Source organism: Bradyrhizobium sp. C9 (assembly GCF_002532045.1).
GTDB lineage: Bacteria > Pseudomonadota > Alphaproteobacteria > Rhizobiales > Xanthobacteraceae > Bradyrhizobium.
Window position 1 is genome coordinate 314286 of the sequence record NZ_NWTG01000006.1, and the last position, 15227, is coordinate 329512.

The following is a 15227-nucleotide window of genomic DNA, read 5'->3' on the forward strand; positions in this document are numbered from 1 at the left end:
GCGGACGGCCGCGCCACAGTTGCGGCCTGCTCCGCCAGGGCAAATCGGGATCGATCCGTCATTTCGACGGGACCGGGACTTTGGATCGGGACAATGACACTTCAGAAGAAACGAGCACTCCACATCGGAGGCGCGAGCTGGCTGCTGCTCGGCGCAATGCATAGCGGCGCGCTGGCCGATGACACGTCGACGCAACTCCCGGACATCACGGTGACGGCGCCAAGCCCGATCCAGCGGCATCGGACGGTGCCGACGCGCGCGCCGGTTCACGTCGTCCGGGCCGCGCCAAGCCGTAACCGCGAACGCGCCGCAGCGGACCAACCCGCGCACGCAGCGCCGTCGCCGGCACCACAGCAGGGCGTGCTGCCCGTCGTCACCGACCAGTTCGCGACCGTTACCGTGGTGCCCAACGAGGAACTGCGGCGCGCCGGCGGTGCCACGCTCGGCGATCTCTTGTTCTCCAAACCTGGCATCACCGGCTCGAGCTTCGCGCCCGGCGCATCGAGCCGGCCGATCATCCGCGGCCTCGACGTCAACCGCGTCGGCATTGTCGAGAATGGTCTCGGCGGTGGCGGCGTCTCGGATCTCGGCGAAGACCATTTCGTGCCGATCGATCCGTTCTCGACCAACCAGATCGAGGTGGTGCGGGGACCTGCGGCGTTGCGCTACGGCTCGACCTCGATCGGCGGCGTGGTGAGCGCCACCAACAACCGGATTCCCGACGCGATGCCGACCTGTGCCGCGGCGCCGTTCCAGAGCTACGGGCTCCCGGTGAAGGCGCCGCTGGCTGACACAGGCGCGCCCGGTTGCCTCAATGTCGAGACCCGCACGTCGGTGAGCTCGGTCAATCGCGGCGTCGAAGGCGGCATGCTGCTTGACGCCGGCGGCAACAATGTCGCGGTGCATGCCGACGTCTATGGCCGCACGACAAGCGACTACAGCATCCCGAGCTATCCGTATCTGTTCGATCAGACCCGGCCGGTGAATAGCCGCCAGCCGAACTCCGCGACGCAGTCGGACGGCGCCTCGGTCGGCGCGTCCTACTTCTTCCAGGGCGGCTATATCGGTGCGTCGATCACCCAGAACGACTCGCTCTACCACATCCCCGGCATCGACGGTTCCGATCACCAGACCCGAATCGACGCGCATCAGACCAAGATCGCCGTCAAGGGCGAGTACCGGCCTGATGCGGCCGCGATCGACGCCGTGCGGTTCTGGGTCAGCGCGACCGACTATCGGCACAACGAACTCGGCCTCGCGGATCCGGCCGACCTGTTCAGCGACGGCGTGCGCCAGACCTTCACCAGCAAGGAGCAGGAGGCTCGCGTCGAGGTGCAGATGATGCCGTTCAACGCGCGCTTCGCCACGGTGACCACTGCGTTCGGCCTGCAGGGCGGACACCAGGAGCTGACCGCGCCGAGCCCGGACAACCCGGGCACACTGTTCAATGGCTTGTGGAATCCGAACAACAACAACCGCATCGCGGGTTATGTGTTCAACGAGTTCAAGTTCACGGACCAGACCAAGGCACAGGTCGCCGGCCGCATCGAGCATGTCGAGCTGCATGGATCGACACCGGATTTCCCGGCGGACTTCCTGCCGGACGGCGCGCCGCAAAGCTCGGTTTCACGCAATCCGTCCTACACGCCGGTCAGCGGCAGCGTCGGTTTGATCCAGAACCTGCCCGGCGATCTCGTCGGCAGCATCACGGCGCAATATGTCGAGCGCGCGCCGAAGCCCGCCGAGCTGTTCTCACGCGGCGCGCATGATGCGACCGCGACCTTCGACATCGGCAATCCGAACCTGACCATCGAGACCGCGAAGTCGGTCGAAATCGGCCTGCGCAAGGCGACCGGCCCGTTCCGCTTCGAGGCCACCGCCTATTACACCCGCTTCAGCAACTTCATCTATCGCCGCCTGACCGGGGTGATGTGCGGCGACGATTTCGATTCCTGCGGCAACGGCGATCCCGGCAATGAGGGCCGCCAGGCGGTCTATTCACAGCGCGATGCGATCCTCCGCGGCGCCGAATTCCAGAGCCAACTCGACATCGGCCCGCTCAACGGCGGCATCTGGGGCATCGAGAACCAGTTCGACGTGGTGCGCGCCACCTTCACCGACGGCAGCAACGTGCCGCGGATTCCGCCGGTGCGGCTCGGCGGCGGCGTCTACTGGCGCGACAGCAACTGGTTCACCCGCATCAACCTGGTGCACGCCTTCGCGCAGAACGACATCGCTGTGATCGGCGAGACCCCGACCACGGGCTACAATCTGCTGAACGCGGAGATCACCTACAACACCAAGCTCAATCAATCGTGGATCGGTGCGCGCGAGATGACGCTTGGCCTGGCCGGCAACAATCTGCTCAACCAGAACATCCGCAGCTCGGTGTCCTACACCAAGGACGAGGTGCTGATGCCGGGCCTCGGCGTGCGGGCCTTCGTCAATCTGAAATTCTGAGATGAGCGTATCCCTCTGCCGTCAGCGGCAGAGGGATCGTGCCCTACGTCTGCGCCGTTCAGTGGCCGACGACGACTTCGCTGATCTGAATCACCGGCTGCAGATCGGTGTAATTCGGAATGTCGCCCATGATCTCCTGGGCGTGCTTGCCCATGCCGGCCGCGAAGGCTTCAACCGAGTCGCAGAAGATGTGGCACATCCCGACATAGGTTGCGGGCGTCCCCGGCGCGCCGCCGGCGAGCCCCTTGTCGACGGTGTAATATTTGCAGGCGTCGCCGAGCCGCGCCTTCACCAGCGGCATGTGCTTGTCGCGGTAATACTCGTGATCAAAGCGTGCGCCTGGATTGTTCGGATACATCACACTGACCTTGATCATGGCGCGCACTCTCCCTGTTGATATGACATGCGTCGGTCTTGTCCCGGCGCTTGCCTCAACTGTGCTTCAGTTTCCGAGAGCGCGCAACCGTTCCGGCAACACTCGCGGAAACGTCAGATCGCCTTGCTCCAGTCCGGCTGGATCGGCCCGGATACGCCCTCGGCAGCGCCGTCGACCAGTTCCATGACAAGCAGGCGGCTGTAGTCGACCGGCCCAGGCATCGTCATCCGTCCCTTCGGGACCGGCTTGAAGCCGACCCGCGAATAGTACGGCGCGTCACCGACCAGCACGATCAGCCGATGGCCCTTGGCGCGGGCATCGTTGATCGCGCGTTCGAGCAGTGCGCGGCCGACGCCGCGGCTGCGGAACGGCGGCTCGACCGTCAACGGCCCGAGCATCAGGGCCGGCGTATCGCCGATCGCGACCGGGAGCTGGCGCACCGAACCGACCAGCAGCGTGCCGATCCGCGCCGTGAAGGAGACGTCGAGCAGATGATCGACATGCTCGCGCAACCGGTAGGCGCTGAGCGCGAAGCGGCCGGGCCCGAAGGTGCGCTCGTGCAGACGCTCGATCGCCTGGGCGTCTTTCGGGGTCTCGGGCAGGATGGTCAGGGACAATTCAGTCATTGTGGGGCGCGGGATAGCATCTGGCGCGGGCGCGGTCCATCACCGCCATGTGGCCGGCGGCGGCTTGCCTTCGAGCACCTCAGCGATCCGCAGCCGCGTACCAGGGGTGGTGTCGTCAGGCAGATCGGCCGGATCGAAGAAGCCGCAGGCCACGATCTCGCGATTCGGCTCCGGTAGCCGGTCCTGCCGGTAGTTCCTGACGACATAGACCGCGACATGATCGCGCGGCGAGACGTGGCTGTTGTGGAAGATGCCGTGCAGCACCGGCTCGCCCATGAGCGCGATCCGCCCCTCCTCCTCCAGCTCCCGCCGCAGCGCTTCGATAAAACTTTCACCGACCTCGACCCCGCCGCCGGGCAGGTACCAGCCGTGGACATAGCTGTGCTTGACCAGGAACACCTTGTTGTCGGCGTCGAGCACGACGGCGCGGACCCCGAGCGTCATGCTCCGGGCCAGCCGCCAATAGAAATGAAACACCCACCTGATCTGCGGCTCGTAGCGCTTGCGCAAATTCAGCAGGACCGTCACTGAACCCTCGACATCATGGTGTTTGATCCGTGCTTTGATCCTTGCGCCGCTGCGCAGCTCTTGCCAATACAGGGCAGGACGTTCGGGATAGCACGACATGACCGGTGGCCGGCCACTTTTCACGGACAATCCGCAGGGAATCGCGTGATGGCGGCGTTCCGCCTCGCGCATCTGTCGGATCCGCATCTGCCGCCGCTGCCGGCGGCGCGGCTGCGCGATCTCGCCGGCAAGCGCGCCTTCGGCTACCTGAACTGGACGCGCAATCGTCACAAATATCACCGCCGCGACGTGCTCGATGCGCTGGTGTCGGACATGCAGGCGCAGCAACCGGACCATGTCGCCGTCACCGGCGACCTCGTCAACCTGGCGCTGGATGCCGAGTTCAATCCGGCCCGGCAATGGCTGGAGGGCGTCGGCGGCGCTGCCGACGTCACGGTGGTCCCCGGCAATCACGATGCTTACGTGCGCGCGACCCGGCATCGCTTCGTCAGTCACTTCGGCGATTATCTGCGCGGCGACGCCGATGGCGCAGCGACGCACTTTCCGTTCGTGCGCCGCCGCGGCCCGGTGGCGCTGATTGGCGTCTCCTCGGCGGTGCCGACGCCGCCGCTGATGGCGACCGGCTGGCTCGGCCATGCCCAGCTCGACGCGCTGGAGACGATCCTCGCGCACCTGTCGCAGGAGGATGCCTTCCGCGTCCTCCTGGTGCATCACCCGCTACACTCCGACGGGCGCGCCAAGCGGCTGACCGATTCGCATCATCTCTTGGCGCTGCTCAAGCGGCATGGCGTCGAGCTGGTGCTGCATGGCCACGACCACATCCATTCGACGATGTGGTTCGACGGCCCCGAACGGAAGATCCCGGCGATCGGCGTACCGTCGGCCTCGGCGCTGGCGCGCAAGCACTATCCGGCGGCGGCCTACAATCTGTTCTCGATCGAGCGCGACGGCAACGGCTGGCGCTGCGAGCAGACCGTGCGCGGCCTCGGCAGTCACGACGGCATTCGCGAGTTGAAGCGGCAGCGGCTCTCCTAGTCGCCGCCCCCGCCGCCACACCCACCGCCGCAGCCGCCTCCGCTGTCGCCGCCTCCCCCGTCGCCTCCGCCTCCATCACCGCTGCCGTGGCCACCTCCGTCGCCACCATGGCCGCCATGGCTCCCGTCACTGCCGGCATCGCCAAACCCCGCCGACGATCCGTCGATCGACGAGTCGGAGAAATCGCCGCCGCAATAGGGACTGTCGCCGGCAATGCCGCTGCGGCGCAGCGCCTCGCAGTCGGTGTGATAGACGAAGCCGCCCGCAATGTTCAGCTTGGCGTCGAGCGCGAACAACAACGGCAGCCGCGTCGGCCTGACCGGATCGATGTTCTCGTATTTGCAGCAATACCACCACACTCGCCGCAGCCCTTCATTGCTCCGGCGCCGCTCCTTCACCAGCACGACCGCTGGCGTATGATGCAGGAAGGATCCGAAGGCGCGGCGGCAGAACGCGTCGTATTCGCGGGTGTAGAGAATGAATTCGTGCCAGAGGTCGTCGGCCGCTTGCGACGGCATCGAGACATAACGCTTGCCGCTCATCAGATAGGCGAGGAAGAACTGCCGCAGGCCGCGCGACACCAGCGCGCTGTCCTTGCGGCTGAAGCCGGGGTGATGCTTCTCGAGCCGGGCGAGCAGTCCCGCCGGCCACTTGAAAGTGCGGATATATTCGGCGCGCCGCAGCGCCTGCCATTTGCCGAACAGCACGGCGCTGCCGACCACCGCGGCAGCCGCCAGGACGCCGAAAAATGCCGAGGCGGGTGTTATGACCACGATGCCCCCGCCCCTTCCTTCATTTGAGCATGATCTCCGCGCAAACGCGCTCCGCGCTTGTCGCGAGGGAAAACCGCTTCGCACTTTTCCGGATCATGCTTTAGAAATTCTGCAAGCTCGCCAGCAGCGCGAAGCCGAACAGCGCCAGCGCGCCGAGGACGAAGCCGAGCACGAACATGCCGACCCCACCGCGGCGCTTGGGCGCTACCACCGGCATGGGCGGCGGCGCCGGTGGCTCGGCAGCCGGAAGCGGCGTTGCCACCATCGCATGCTCGCGCTCGATCATGCGCCGCGCGACATAATCGGTAACCGCATCGACGATCGCGGCCACATCGTGCGATTCGGCGAGCACGATGCGGCCGAACCTCGTGTCCTGCACGAAGCGGTAGATGCGCTTGTCGCGGCCCATCAGCACATGCGCGACCACGTCAATCCACAGCCGCGGCGTTTCGCCCTGGCTGATGCCGCGGTCGAACAAATCGACCTTCTCCGGCACCTGCGCGAACAAGGGATCGAGCGCGTCGTTGAGGATCTCGAGCCGCGCCACCTCGGCGTCGCGCAATTCGACGACGACCCCGGTGCGATCGGCCGCCTCGATCCGCGCCCGCCGCAGCGCCTCTCGCAACGTCGGCCGCATCTCGCGCGCCTCGCTGCCGGTGTTCTGCGGATCGGACATGCCTTACGGCCTCGTGGTGACGGGTTGCCTTACCCATTAACCTATCAGCAACCATGACGTCCGCAAAGCACGTTGGTTCCCAAGCACTTAGGTGGCCACTTATCCCCAGCTGAAAGATCCCGGCACTGTCCCAAAAGCGGTCGACCCCACCCGGATGAACCGGATGGGGCCGCCGTCCTTGGACGTTTCTTAAGCTAGATAATTTTGGCGTCAGGCCGAAACCCGCGACGGCTCCTCGACGATCGAGAAGCGCACGCCGGCCTTGTGGCGGCTCTCTTCCGAGACTTCCTTCCAGCACTCTTCGGCTTCCTTGCGGGTCTTGAACGGACCACGGACCTGGGCGGAGCCTTCGACGAGCTTGTGGAAGTTCATCGAGCCGAACTCGCCGCCGATCACCCAGAAATTGCTGCCCTTGCTCATCGTCAGTCTCCTCTAAAAAATCCTGCTGCCTCTGCTCAGCCGCCCGAATTCTGATCCTCGCACCTGCTCGGCGTACCGACATTCTTGACAGAGTATCGCGAAGTGGGTGTCAGGAGATAAACGCGAAAACGGAAAGTTCGTACAGATGCCTTGTTTTTTATTGGTGATGTCATGTAACATCTGAACTTGTAATAAATGTCGATTTGTCAAATTTGTCACAAAAATAGGTCAGGATAGCTGCCATGCCCGGCGAGTCCGGAAAGAAGCTGTTCGTCGGTCCCCGCTTCCGGCGGATTCGCCAGCAATTGGGGCTGTCGCAGACCCAGATCGCCGAGGGGCTCGGCATCTCGCCCTCCTACATCAACCTGATCGAGCGCAACCAGCGCCCGGTGACGGCGCAGATCCTGCTGCGGCTGGCCGAGACCTATGACCTCGATCTGCGCGACCTTGCCACCGCCGACGAGGACCGCTTCTTCGCCGAACTGAACGAGATCTTCTCCGATCCGCTATTCCGCCAGATCGACCTGCCGAAGCAGGAACTGCGCGATCTCGCCGAGCTGTGCCCCGGGGTGACGCATGCGCTGCAGCGGCTCTACGCCGCTTATACCGAGGCGCGCCGCGGCGAGACGCTGGTGGCGGCGCAGATGGCCGATCGCGAGGGCTCACAGTTCGACGCCAACCCGATCGAGCGGGTGCGCGACCTGATCGAGGCCAACCGCAACTATTTCCCGGAACTGGAGACCTCGGCGGAGAATCTGCGCGACGAGCTCAACGTGCCGACCGAAGGCCTGTTCACGGCCCTCGCCACGCGGCTGCGCGAAAAGCACTCGATCGTCACCCGCGTCATGCCGGTCGACGTGATGCGCGAGACGCTGCGCCGTTTCGACCGGCATCGCCGGCAGATCCTGATCTCCGAACTGGTCGACAGTGCCGGCCGCAGCTTCCAGCTTGCGCTGCAGATCGGCTTCGTCGAATGCGGCGCCGCGATCGACGCGATCGTCAGCCGCGCCGGCCCGCTCGACGACACCGCGCGCCGGCTCTACCGCATCACGCTCGCCAACTATTTCGCGGCGGCCGCGATGATGCCCTATCAGGCATTTCATTCTGCGGCCGAAGCCTTGAGCTACGACGTCCACGTGCTGGCGCAGCGCTTCAATGCCGGGTTCGAGCAGATCTGCCACCGCCTCACCACGCTGCAACGGCCGAACGCGCGCGGCGTGCCGTTCTTCCTGCTGCGGGTCGACAATGCCGGCAACGTGTCGAAGCGGTTTTCCTCCGGCACGTTCCCGTTCTCCAAATTCGGCGGCACCTGCCCGCTCTGGAACGTGCATTCGACCTTCGACATGCCCGATCGCCTGCTCAGCCAGGTGATCGAGCTGCCGGACGGCACGCGCTATTTCTCGATCGCGCAGACGGTGCGGCGGCCGGTGGCACCCTATCCGCAACCGCAGCCGCGCTTTGCGATCGGGCTCGGCTGCGAAATCCGTCATGCGGCCAAGCTCGTCTACGCCACCGGCATGGATCTGGAGAAGGTCGAGGGCACGCCGATCGGCGTCAACTGCCGGCTCTGCGAGCGCGAGAACTGCAGCCAGCGCGCCGAACCGCCAATCACGCGCACCCTGATCCTGGATGAGACCACGCGGCGGGTGTCGTCGTTCGCGTTCTCGAATGCGCGGGAATTGTGAGATCAATCGACCGCGGCAAAGGCCTTGCACCAGCCGTCCTTACTGATGGCGCCCTCCACCACCTTGCAGCCGTCGGGCGCGACGAACAACGTGCACAGGCCGCAGGAGTAGATGCCGTTCGGCGTGTCCTGGTATTCGGCCTGCGGCTTTGTCATTTTGTCGGTGGCTGCGGCAGGTCGCGGCAGAAGTGCGGCGGGAATTCCTGCGATGGCGACGGCGATGAACGCGCGTCGCGAACGTTCGGACTGTTGTTTGGCCATGGTGTTCACCCCATGCGTCGCCCCGGCGAAGGCCAGGACCCATGCTCCGCAGCAGGCATTGTAAACGGGACTCGTCGTCCCGGCATCGCGCAACAATGATCATTTGTGGTTGTGGGTCCCTGCCTTCGCCGGGACGACGCCGAGGTAGGAGAGCAGAATGCAGGAGCGTAGCCGACCGCTCAGGGTTTGCGCAGATTGAGCGAGAAGCGCAGGTTGAGCGGCTGCAACATTTCCGGCGGCGGCGCCTCGCCGACATTGCCGCGCTTCAGGATGGTCCGCAGGTCCTCGGTCGCGCCGGCATCATTGAGCGCCGGAAACGAGACGCGCTCGACGGTGCCGTCCGGGTTGAGCCAGGCACGCACGATGAGCGTCGGCGGCGGCCCGTTCTCCTTGCCGGAATGCTCGATGACCCAGTTGCGGAAGCGGTTGGCAATCGTCTCGTCGGCCGCAATCCACTCCTCGAACCGGTATTTGACCAGTTTGGCAAACTGCGCCCACGACGGCGGCGCCTGTTCCGGATTGCGAAATTTGGCGTCTTGAGCGTGGCCCGGCGCGGGGGACAGGATCAAGAGGCCGAACGAGAGCACGAGCGTGCCCCGCAAGATGAGCATGGTTCTGGACAAGGGTTGACCGCGGACAGCAGGCTGACAGGACAACGCAGCAACTAGTCGCTCATTATTGCAGGCATGTGACGCGCGCCGAGATGCTGGCGGCGCGATGCGGCGCGCCAGGACGTTTTCGAACGAAAGCCCGTCATGACGATGCATCAAAATGTGAAACGATAACTTTCCATCATTGCCGTTTCAGGACGGCGGCTGTGACCACATCATCTCAGAAGCCACATGGAGGTCTCAGATGAACGAGCATGCCGGCAAGACCAGCGTCCCGCCCTCCGTGGGCGCAGACGCGGGCCGGATCGAAACGCTGCTCATCCGTAACCTCCCGGAGGTTTTCGGCGAAGGCGATCCGGTGCGCCGCAGGGCCGCAATCGACGAGCTCTACACCGCGGACTGCGTGCTCTACGCGCCGCCGGGCGTTCTCGTCGGCCGCGATGCGCTCGACAAGTTCGCCGGCGATCTCCGCGCGACGCATCCGCACTTTGTTTACACGCCACACGGCGCGCCGCAGGCGCTGCACAATTCGGGACGCCTGGCGTGGGGCTCCGGACCGAGAGGCGAAACGCCTGTCTATACCGGCGTGGATTTCATCATCGCGCGCGACGGCAAGATCGCGGCGCTTTACGTGTATCTGGACTCTCCGCCCTCGTGAGCGGCAGCGGCACGGTTGCCGCAATCCCCGCGTCGAAGACAGATAGAACGAGGCGGCGGACGTCATGCGACGGCACCACCGGCCGGGGCTATGCGAGCCAGCATGCGCGCGCGACGTCCGCCCGAGCGACTGCCCATCCGTTAAACGCGCCCCGGATCAGCGGCGCGCAACGGTCCTCGCCTCCGCGCGGGACGCTGCGAAGCGCCGCCGCGCGCGAGTGACAGCGGTCGTCAGATCGATCTGCACCGCGTTTCGTCGTCCTTGCCTGCTAGCTTCCCGGAGTCGAGTAGGCGGCCTTGAGCTTGCTCGCGTGCTGACGCACCACCTTGATCTCGTCCTGCGTGAAGAGCCGGACCAGCTTCACATTCTGGATGGCGCCGGCCGCCACGACCACGCCGGTGATGGCGGGTGCGACGGTCGGATCCGGCACGTCGAAGATCACCATCACGCCGGGGCCATCGGCCGCCGTGCTATACATCGAAATCAGCTTGCCGCCGCCCGCCTCGATCAACTTCTTGGCCGCCTCATACCGATTGGTCGTCGGGTTCTCCATGATGCTGTTGATGGATCGCGGCGTGTATTCCCCTGAGAGACAGAAATGCATGGCAATCGCTCCATTTGGCTGGAAATGAAAAGCCATTCACCCGGGCGCCGCCCGGGCAGAAGAAGATTTCGTACTGAAATGAGGAAGAAGCAGCCTGCCGATAGCCAGTTGCGCTGCCGCTCATTCTCCGGAATTCGGCGTGACCGGTGGCAGCTCGCGCGACAATCTATATCAAACGTCCTGCGAATGAAATCCTGCGCTGCGACGAAATCGCCCGAGGACGCAGACTGAGGGGCAGCGAGGCTGACCTGACACACGACCTGCATCATGCTTTCCGATCGGTCCCTTCCGGCTTCGCCTCTGGTCGTTGCGGCTCGCGCAGTGCCTTGCAAATAGGGGCAATCTGCCCCAGTGTCCCGCGCCTCCCTCAAGAACAAGAGAAAGAACACGCATGAAGCATCGCGCGCTCGGCCGCTCCGGCCTCACCGTCCCTCCCCTCTGCTTCGGCTGCAATGTGTTCGGCTGGACGGTGGACGAGGCTGCGTCTTTCCGGCTGCTCGACACCGTGCTAGAGCATGGACTGACGTTCCTCGATACGGCCGACGTCTATTCGCGCTGGGTGCCGGGCCATCATGGCGGCGAATCCGAGACGATCATCGGCAAATGGATGAAGGCGCGCGGCAACCGCAACCGCATCATCCTCGCCACCAAGGTCGGCATGGACATGGGCAACGGCAATGTCGGCTTGAAGCCGGACTACATCGCGCGCGCCGTCGAGGATTCGCTGCGGCGGCTGCAGACCGACCACATCGACCTCTACCAGTCCCACAAGGACGATGAGACGACACCGCAGGAAGAGACGCTCGCGGCCTACGACAAGCTGATCAAGGCCGGCAAGGTCAGGGCGATCGGCGCTTCGAATTTCTCGGCCGAGCGGCTCAAGAGCGCGCTGGATATTTCCAAAACGAACGGGCTGCCGCGCTACGAGAGCATGCAGCCCGAATACAGCCTGGCGGAGCGGTCGAGCTATGAGGGCGCGCTGCAACGCGTCTGCGTCGAGAACGACGTCGGCGTGATCACGTTTTTCTCGCTCGCTGCGGGATTCCTGACCGGCAAATATCGCTCGGAGAGCGACTTCGCCAAAAGCCCGCGCGGTACGCGCAGCATTCCGAAATACATGAACCCGCGCGGCATGCGCATCCTCGCCGGCCTCGACGAGGTCGCCGCAGAGACCCACGCCGAGCCGGCCGCGGTCGCGCTGGCCTGGCTGATGGCAAAGCCCGGCATCACCGCACCGATCGCCAGCGCCACCAAGCCCGAGCAGGTCGCAACGCTGGTCGCGGCGGCAAGGCTCGAGCTGACCAAAGGTCAGGTCGAGCGGCTGGACGCCGCGAGCGCGTAGCGACGCTCCGCTCCGCTTCACCTCGCCCCGCGCGCGGGGAGAGGTCGGAACGCATCGTTAGATGCGTTTCCGGGTGAGGGGGAGCCTCCGCAATATAGCTGTCACCGAATGCGCGGAGACAGCCCCTCACCCCAACCCTCTCCCCGTAAGAACGGGGCGAGGGAGCACATCGCCTTTGCGGCCGCTACTCGCCCCGCCCTAGCCCCACGGCCCGCGCTGACCTGATGCACCGCCCCACGGGCTGCGCGGCGGATAGCTCGCGCCGGCCGGGCGCGGCGCGGTCTGGGTGCCGAGCTCGGCGGCGAGCTGCTGCAGCGCGGCGATGCGGTTCGCAGTCGAAGGGTGGGTGGCGAACAGATTGTCGACACCGTGGCCCGACAGCGGGTTGATGATGAACATGTGCGCGGTGGCCGGATTGCGCTCGGCTTCCATGTTCGGCAGCTGATGCGAAGCGTTCTCGATCTTCGCGAGCGCGGACGCCAGCCACATCGGCTGGCCGACGATGCGCGCGCCGAGATTGTCGGCAGCGTATTCACGGGTGCGGCTGATCGCCATCTGCACCAGCATGGCGCCGAGCGGCGCCAGGATCATCATCGCGATCGAGCCGACGATGCCCGGGCCGTTGTTGTTGCGGTTGCCGCCGAAGAACATGCCGAACTGCGCCAGCATCGAGATCGCGCCGGCGATCGTCGCGGTGATCGTCATGGTCAGCGTGTCGTAGTGTTTGATATGCGCGAGCTCGTGCGCGATCACGCCGGCGAGCTCCTCCCGGCTGAGTTGCTGCATCAAGCCCGTGGTGACGGCGACCGCGGCGTTCTCCGGGTTGCGGCCGGTCGCGAATGCATTCGGCTGCGCCTCGTCCATCACGAACACGCGCGGCATCGGCAGGCTGGCGCGCTGTGCGAGCTCGGCGACGAGATTGTAAAGGTCCGGCGCCGAACGCGCATCGACCTGATGGGCGCCGTACATCGACAGCACCATGCGATCGGAGTTCCAGTAGGTGAACAGATTTGTCGCAGCAGCAACGATCAGCGCGATCACGGCGCCGGTGCCGCCGCCGATCAGATAGCCGACACCCATGAACAGCGCAGTGAGGCCGGCAAGCAGGAGCGCGGTGCGGAAATAGTTCATCGTTGTTCCCTCACGGCGAGCGGAATGCTGCCACAACTGACGCCGTTGAGGTAGGGATTTTGCGGCCGAAGCCGCAAGGGCAAGGCGTGCGTCGCAGCGACGCGGCGCGGATTAACGATTGGTCATGTGCAAACGCAATCACCCGTAGCCCGGTGGAGCGCACCGAAATCCGGGCTACGAGATCCTTCCTACTCGGCCGGCTCCTGAGCGCGTGCGGTCTCCTCCTCGCGCAGCGCGACGCGCAGCATGCGGGCGAGCTGGGCGCGGCTGTAGGGCTTTGCCAGGAACAGGATGCCCTCCTCGAGCTTGCCGTCCTGGTCAATGGCGTTCTCGGTGTAGCCGGAGGTGAACAGCACGCGCAGGCCGGGGCGCCGTTTCTGCGCCGCGGTGGCGAGATCGCGTCCGTTCATCGCGCCGGGCATGATGACGTCGGTGAACAACAGATCGACCGGCGCGCCGCTGTCGAGCACGGCGATCGCCTCGCCGCCATTGTTGGCCGACAACGTCGTGTAGCCGAGGCTCTCGATCTGGGTCAGCACGTAGGAGCGCACCAGCCTGTCGTCCTCGACGACGAGTACGATCTCCTGCGCGCCGCGTACCTCCGGCTGCCGGCGCTCGGGTGCGGCGGCCGGCGAGAGCACCGCCGCGCGCGGCAGATAGAGCATCACCCTGGTGCCGCGGCCGACCTCGCTGTCGAGCGCGATGTGGCCGTTGGACTGCTTGACGAAGCCGTAGACCATGGAGAGGCCGAGGCCGGTGCCCTTGCCGACGTCCTTGGTGGTGAAGAACGGCTCGAACACCTTGGCGAGATCGGCTTCCGCGATGCCCTGGCCGTTGTCAATCAGCGCGATCGCGACATAGTCGCCGGCGGCAAGCCCGTCATGGCCATGCACGTCTGATGGCTTCAGTTCGGCCGTGCGGGTCTCGATCCGCAGCCGGCCGCCCTTCGGCATCGCATCGCGCGCGTTCAGCGCGAGATTGATGATCGCGGTCACCAGCTGGTTGGAATCGACCAACGCGCGCGGCAGATCGGGCATCGCGCGAAAATCGATATCCACATGGTCGCCGATGGTCGGCCGCAGCAGCTCGATGGTGTCGACCATCAGAGCATTGACGTCGACATCGCTCGGCTGCAGTGGCTGCTTGCGCGCGAAGGCGAGCAGATGCCGCGTCAGCGATGCACCACGCTCGGCTGCGTCGCGGATCAGACTGGTGATCTCGGTAAGCTGGCGGTTGTGGGTGACCGCCTCGGCCAGGATGTCGATGGTGCCGGTGATGACGGTGAGGATGTTGTTGAAGTCATGCGCGATGCCGCCGGTGAGCTGGCCGACCGCTTCCATCTTCTGCGCCTGGCGGATCTTGCTCTCATTGACCTCGGCCTCGCGGAAACGCTCGAGCAGGACTTCCGAGCGCTGGCGCTGGCGGCCCTCCTCGGCAAGCGCGACATGCGCCTCGCGCAGCTGTTGCTCGGTCGGGATCGCCAGGATTTTCGGGATCAGCGGCCAGAGCAGCACCGCGGTGAAGATCGAGGCGATTGCGGTGAGCGCCTTGACTATTCCTTCGAGCCCGTAGATCGGCACCCACAGCGTGTAGATCGAGAACACATGCGTGAGGCCGCAGGCGAGGATGAAGGCGGCGAACGGCCAGGCCATCCAGCCGAACTGAAAGTCGCGCCGCTTGGATACGAGTATCGCCAGCGCAAACGGAATCGAGAAATAGGAAGCAGCAATGATCGCGTCTGAAATCACGTGCAGCCAGATCAGCTCCGGCTCCCACAACAGGCAGATGCCGTGTGGTGAAAACGTCGACGAATCCAACAGACGCTCGAGAAAACTCCACATGGGTCCCTCCGGGCGTGATCGATCCGCCAGCACCCCTGCCCGCGAATCACCTATCGATCATAGCGGCGGCTCTTCAACCTGCCGAAGCCCAATTGGTCTAACACCAGCACCCCGTTGTTGCCCGGTGTCGCCCTGGTGTATGCAGGATGTGCCTTGATCCCCTATCCCAGCCGGTGACATCGATGCCAGCATCTCCCCTCC

Annotated in this window: 16 protein-coding genes; 5 read left to right on the forward strand and 11 right to left on the reverse strand. The window is 65.1% G+C overall.

All coding sequences use genetic code 11. The features are described from left to right. Window positions 1-93: 93 nt before the first annotated feature. Entirely contained in the window at window positions 94-2460 is a 2367-nt protein-coding gene (locus CO675_RS16380; RefSeq protein ID WP_097672919.1) for a TonB-dependent receptor, read from the forward strand. A 58-nt stretch (window positions 2461-2518) separates the two neighbouring features. Here CO675_RS16380 and CO675_RS16385 read toward each other — a convergent pair whose 3' ends face one another. The 3 genes from CO675_RS16385 to CO675_RS16395 all read right to left on the reverse strand — a co-directional run bounded on the left by CO675_RS16385 (window position 2519) and on the right by CO675_RS16395 (window position 3990). Next, on the reverse strand, window positions 2519-2836 hold the full coding sequence (locus CO675_RS16385; RefSeq protein ID WP_092124536.1) for an EthD family reductase: 318 nt from the start codon (window positions 2834-2836) through the stop codon (window positions 2519-2521). A 113-nt stretch (window positions 2837-2949) separates the two neighbouring features. Then, window positions 2950-3462 (reverse strand): GNAT family N-acetyltransferase, encoded by a 513-nt coding sequence (locus CO675_RS16390; protein WP_097672920.1) that lies wholly within the window; start codon window positions 3460-3462, stop codon window positions 2950-2952. Window positions 3463-3501: 39 nt separating this feature from the next. Beyond that, window positions 3502-3990, reverse strand: coding sequence for an NUDIX domain-containing protein (locus tag CO675_RS16395; protein WP_097673010.1), 489 nt, complete (start codon window positions 3988-3990; stop codon window positions 3502-3504). 147 nt (window positions 3991-4137) lie between these two features. Here CO675_RS16395 and CO675_RS16400 point away from each other — a divergent pair, with 147 nt between their 5' ends. Next, window positions 4138-5025 (forward strand): metallophosphoesterase family protein, encoded by an 888-nt coding sequence (locus CO675_RS16400; protein WP_097672921.1) that lies wholly within the window; start codon window positions 4138-4140, stop codon window positions 5023-5025. On the opposite strand, the gene CO675_RS16410 is transcribed toward CO675_RS16400, so the two are convergent. From CO675_RS16410 to CO675_RS16420, 3 genes are all read right to left on the reverse strand, one after another. Then, window positions 5022-5798, reverse strand: a complete 777-nt coding sequence (locus CO675_RS16410; protein WP_198964621.1) for a glycine-rich domain-containing protein — start codon at window positions 5796-5798, stop codon at window positions 5022-5024. The two genes, CO675_RS16400 and CO675_RS16410, sit on opposite strands and share 4 nt — an antisense overlap. A gap of 100 nt (window positions 5799-5898) precedes the next feature. Next, a complete protein-coding gene (locus CO675_RS16415; RefSeq protein ID WP_097672922.1) occupies window positions 5899-6474 on the reverse strand; it encodes a hypothetical protein in 576 nt (191 codons plus the stop codon). A gap of 210 nt (window positions 6475-6684) precedes the next feature. Then, complete coding sequence (locus CO675_RS16420; protein WP_016839740.1) at window positions 6685-6894, reverse strand: DUF4170 domain-containing protein; 210 nt, start codon at window positions 6892-6894, stop codon at window positions 6685-6687. A 242-nt stretch (window positions 6895-7136) separates the two neighbouring features. Here CO675_RS16420 and CO675_RS16425 point away from each other — a divergent pair, with 242 nt between their 5' ends. Continuing rightward, window positions 7137-8579, forward strand: a complete 1443-nt coding sequence (locus tag CO675_RS16425; protein WP_097672923.1) for a helix-turn-helix domain-containing protein — start codon at window positions 7137-7139, stop codon at window positions 8577-8579. Window positions 8580-8581: 2 nt separating this feature from the next. Here the strand turns inward: CO675_RS16425 and CO675_RS16430 are convergent, their stop codons facing one another. Both CO675_RS16430 and CO675_RS16435 read right to left on the reverse strand, forming a co-directional pair. Then, window positions 8582-8848, reverse strand: a complete 267-nt coding sequence (locus CO675_RS16430) for an iron oxidase (protein ID WP_143279024.1) — start codon at window positions 8846-8848, stop codon at window positions 8582-8584. Between the two features lie 170 nt (window positions 8849-9018). Then, window positions 9019-9450 (reverse strand): hypothetical protein, encoded by a 432-nt coding sequence (locus tag CO675_RS16435; RefSeq protein WP_245452779.1) that lies wholly within the window; start codon window positions 9448-9450, stop codon window positions 9019-9021. Between the two features lie 244 nt (window positions 9451-9694). On the opposite strand from CO675_RS16435, the gene CO675_RS16440 reads away from it, so the two are divergent. Next, a complete protein-coding gene (locus CO675_RS16440) occupies window positions 9695-10108 on the forward strand; it encodes a nuclear transport factor 2 family protein (protein WP_097672925.1) in 414 nt (137 codons plus the stop codon). A gap of 268 nt (window positions 10109-10376) precedes the next feature. On the opposite strand, the gene CO675_RS16445 is transcribed toward CO675_RS16440, so the two are convergent. Then, window positions 10377-10748 (reverse strand): GYD domain-containing protein, encoded by a 372-nt coding sequence (locus tag CO675_RS16445; RefSeq protein ID WP_245452780.1) that lies wholly within the window; start codon window positions 10746-10748, stop codon window positions 10377-10379. Between the two features lie 355 nt (window positions 10749-11103). Between CO675_RS16445 and CO675_RS16450 the strand changes: the two genes are divergently transcribed. Further along, a complete protein-coding gene (locus CO675_RS16450; RefSeq protein WP_097672927.1) occupies window positions 11104-12054 on the forward strand; it encodes an aldo/keto reductase in 951 nt (316 codons plus the stop codon). A 198-nt stretch (window positions 12055-12252) separates the two neighbouring features. On the opposite strand, the gene htpX is transcribed toward CO675_RS16450, so the two are convergent. Both htpX and CO675_RS16460 read right to left on the reverse strand, forming a co-directional pair. Continuing rightward, a complete protein-coding gene (gene htpX / locus CO675_RS16455) occupies window positions 12253-13185 on the reverse strand; it encodes a zinc metalloprotease HtpX (protein WP_097672928.1) in 933 nt (310 codons plus the stop codon). 188 nt (window positions 13186-13373) lie between these two features. Further along, entirely contained in the window at window positions 13374-15026 is a 1653-nt protein-coding gene (locus CO675_RS16460) for an ATP-binding protein (RefSeq protein WP_097672929.1), read from the reverse strand. Window positions 15027-15227: the final 201 nt, after the last annotated feature.

Excerpts from the sequence above, each read along its gene's own strand:
- CO675_RS16380 (WP_097672919.1), top strand. The coding sequence starts at position 94 with ATGACACTTCAGAAGAAACGAGCACTCCACATCGGAGGCGCGAGCTGG.
- CO675_RS16385 (WP_092124536.1), bottom strand. The coding sequence starts at position 2,836 with ATGATCAAGGTCAGTGTGATGTATCCGAACAATCCAGGCGCACGCTTT.
- CO675_RS16390 (WP_097672920.1), bottom strand. The coding sequence starts at position 3,462 with ATGACTGAATTGTCCCTGACCATCCTGCCCGAGACCCCGAAAGACGCC.
- CO675_RS16400 (WP_097672921.1), top strand. The coding sequence starts at position 4,138 with ATGGCGGCGTTCCGCCTCGCGCATCTGTCGGATCCGCATCTGCCGCCG.
- CO675_RS16415 (WP_097672922.1), bottom strand. The coding sequence starts at position 6,474 with ATGTCCGATCCGCAGAACACCGGCAGCGAGGCGCGCGAGATGCGGCCG.
- CO675_RS16420 (WP_016839740.1), bottom strand. The coding sequence starts at position 6,894 with ATGAGCAAGGGCAGCAATTTCTGGGTGATCGGCGGCGAGTTCGGCTCG.
- CO675_RS16425 (WP_097672923.1), top strand. The coding sequence starts at position 7,137 with ATGCCCGGCGAGTCCGGAAAGAAGCTGTTCGTCGGTCCCCGCTTCCGG.
- CO675_RS16435 (WP_245452779.1), bottom strand. The coding sequence starts at position 9,450 with ATGCTCATCTTGCGGGGCACGCTCGTGCTCTCGTTCGGCCTCTTGATC.
- CO675_RS16440 (WP_097672925.1), top strand. The coding sequence starts at position 9,695 with ATGAACGAGCATGCCGGCAAGACCAGCGTCCCGCCCTCCGTGGGCGCA.
- CO675_RS16445 (WP_245452780.1), bottom strand. The coding sequence starts at position 10,748 with ATGGCTTTTCATTTCCAGCCAAATGGAGCGATTGCCATGCATTTCTGT.
- CO675_RS16450 (WP_097672927.1), top strand. The coding sequence starts at position 11,104 with ATGAAGCATCGCGCGCTCGGCCGCTCCGGCCTCACCGTCCCTCCCCTC.
- htpX (WP_097672928.1), bottom strand. The coding sequence starts at position 13,185 with ATGAACTATTTCCGCACCGCGCTCCTGCTTGCCGGCCTCACTGCGCTG.
- CO675_RS16460 (WP_097672929.1), bottom strand. The coding sequence starts at position 15,026 with ATGTGGAGTTTTCTCGAGCGTCTGTTGGATTCGTCGACGTTTTCACCA.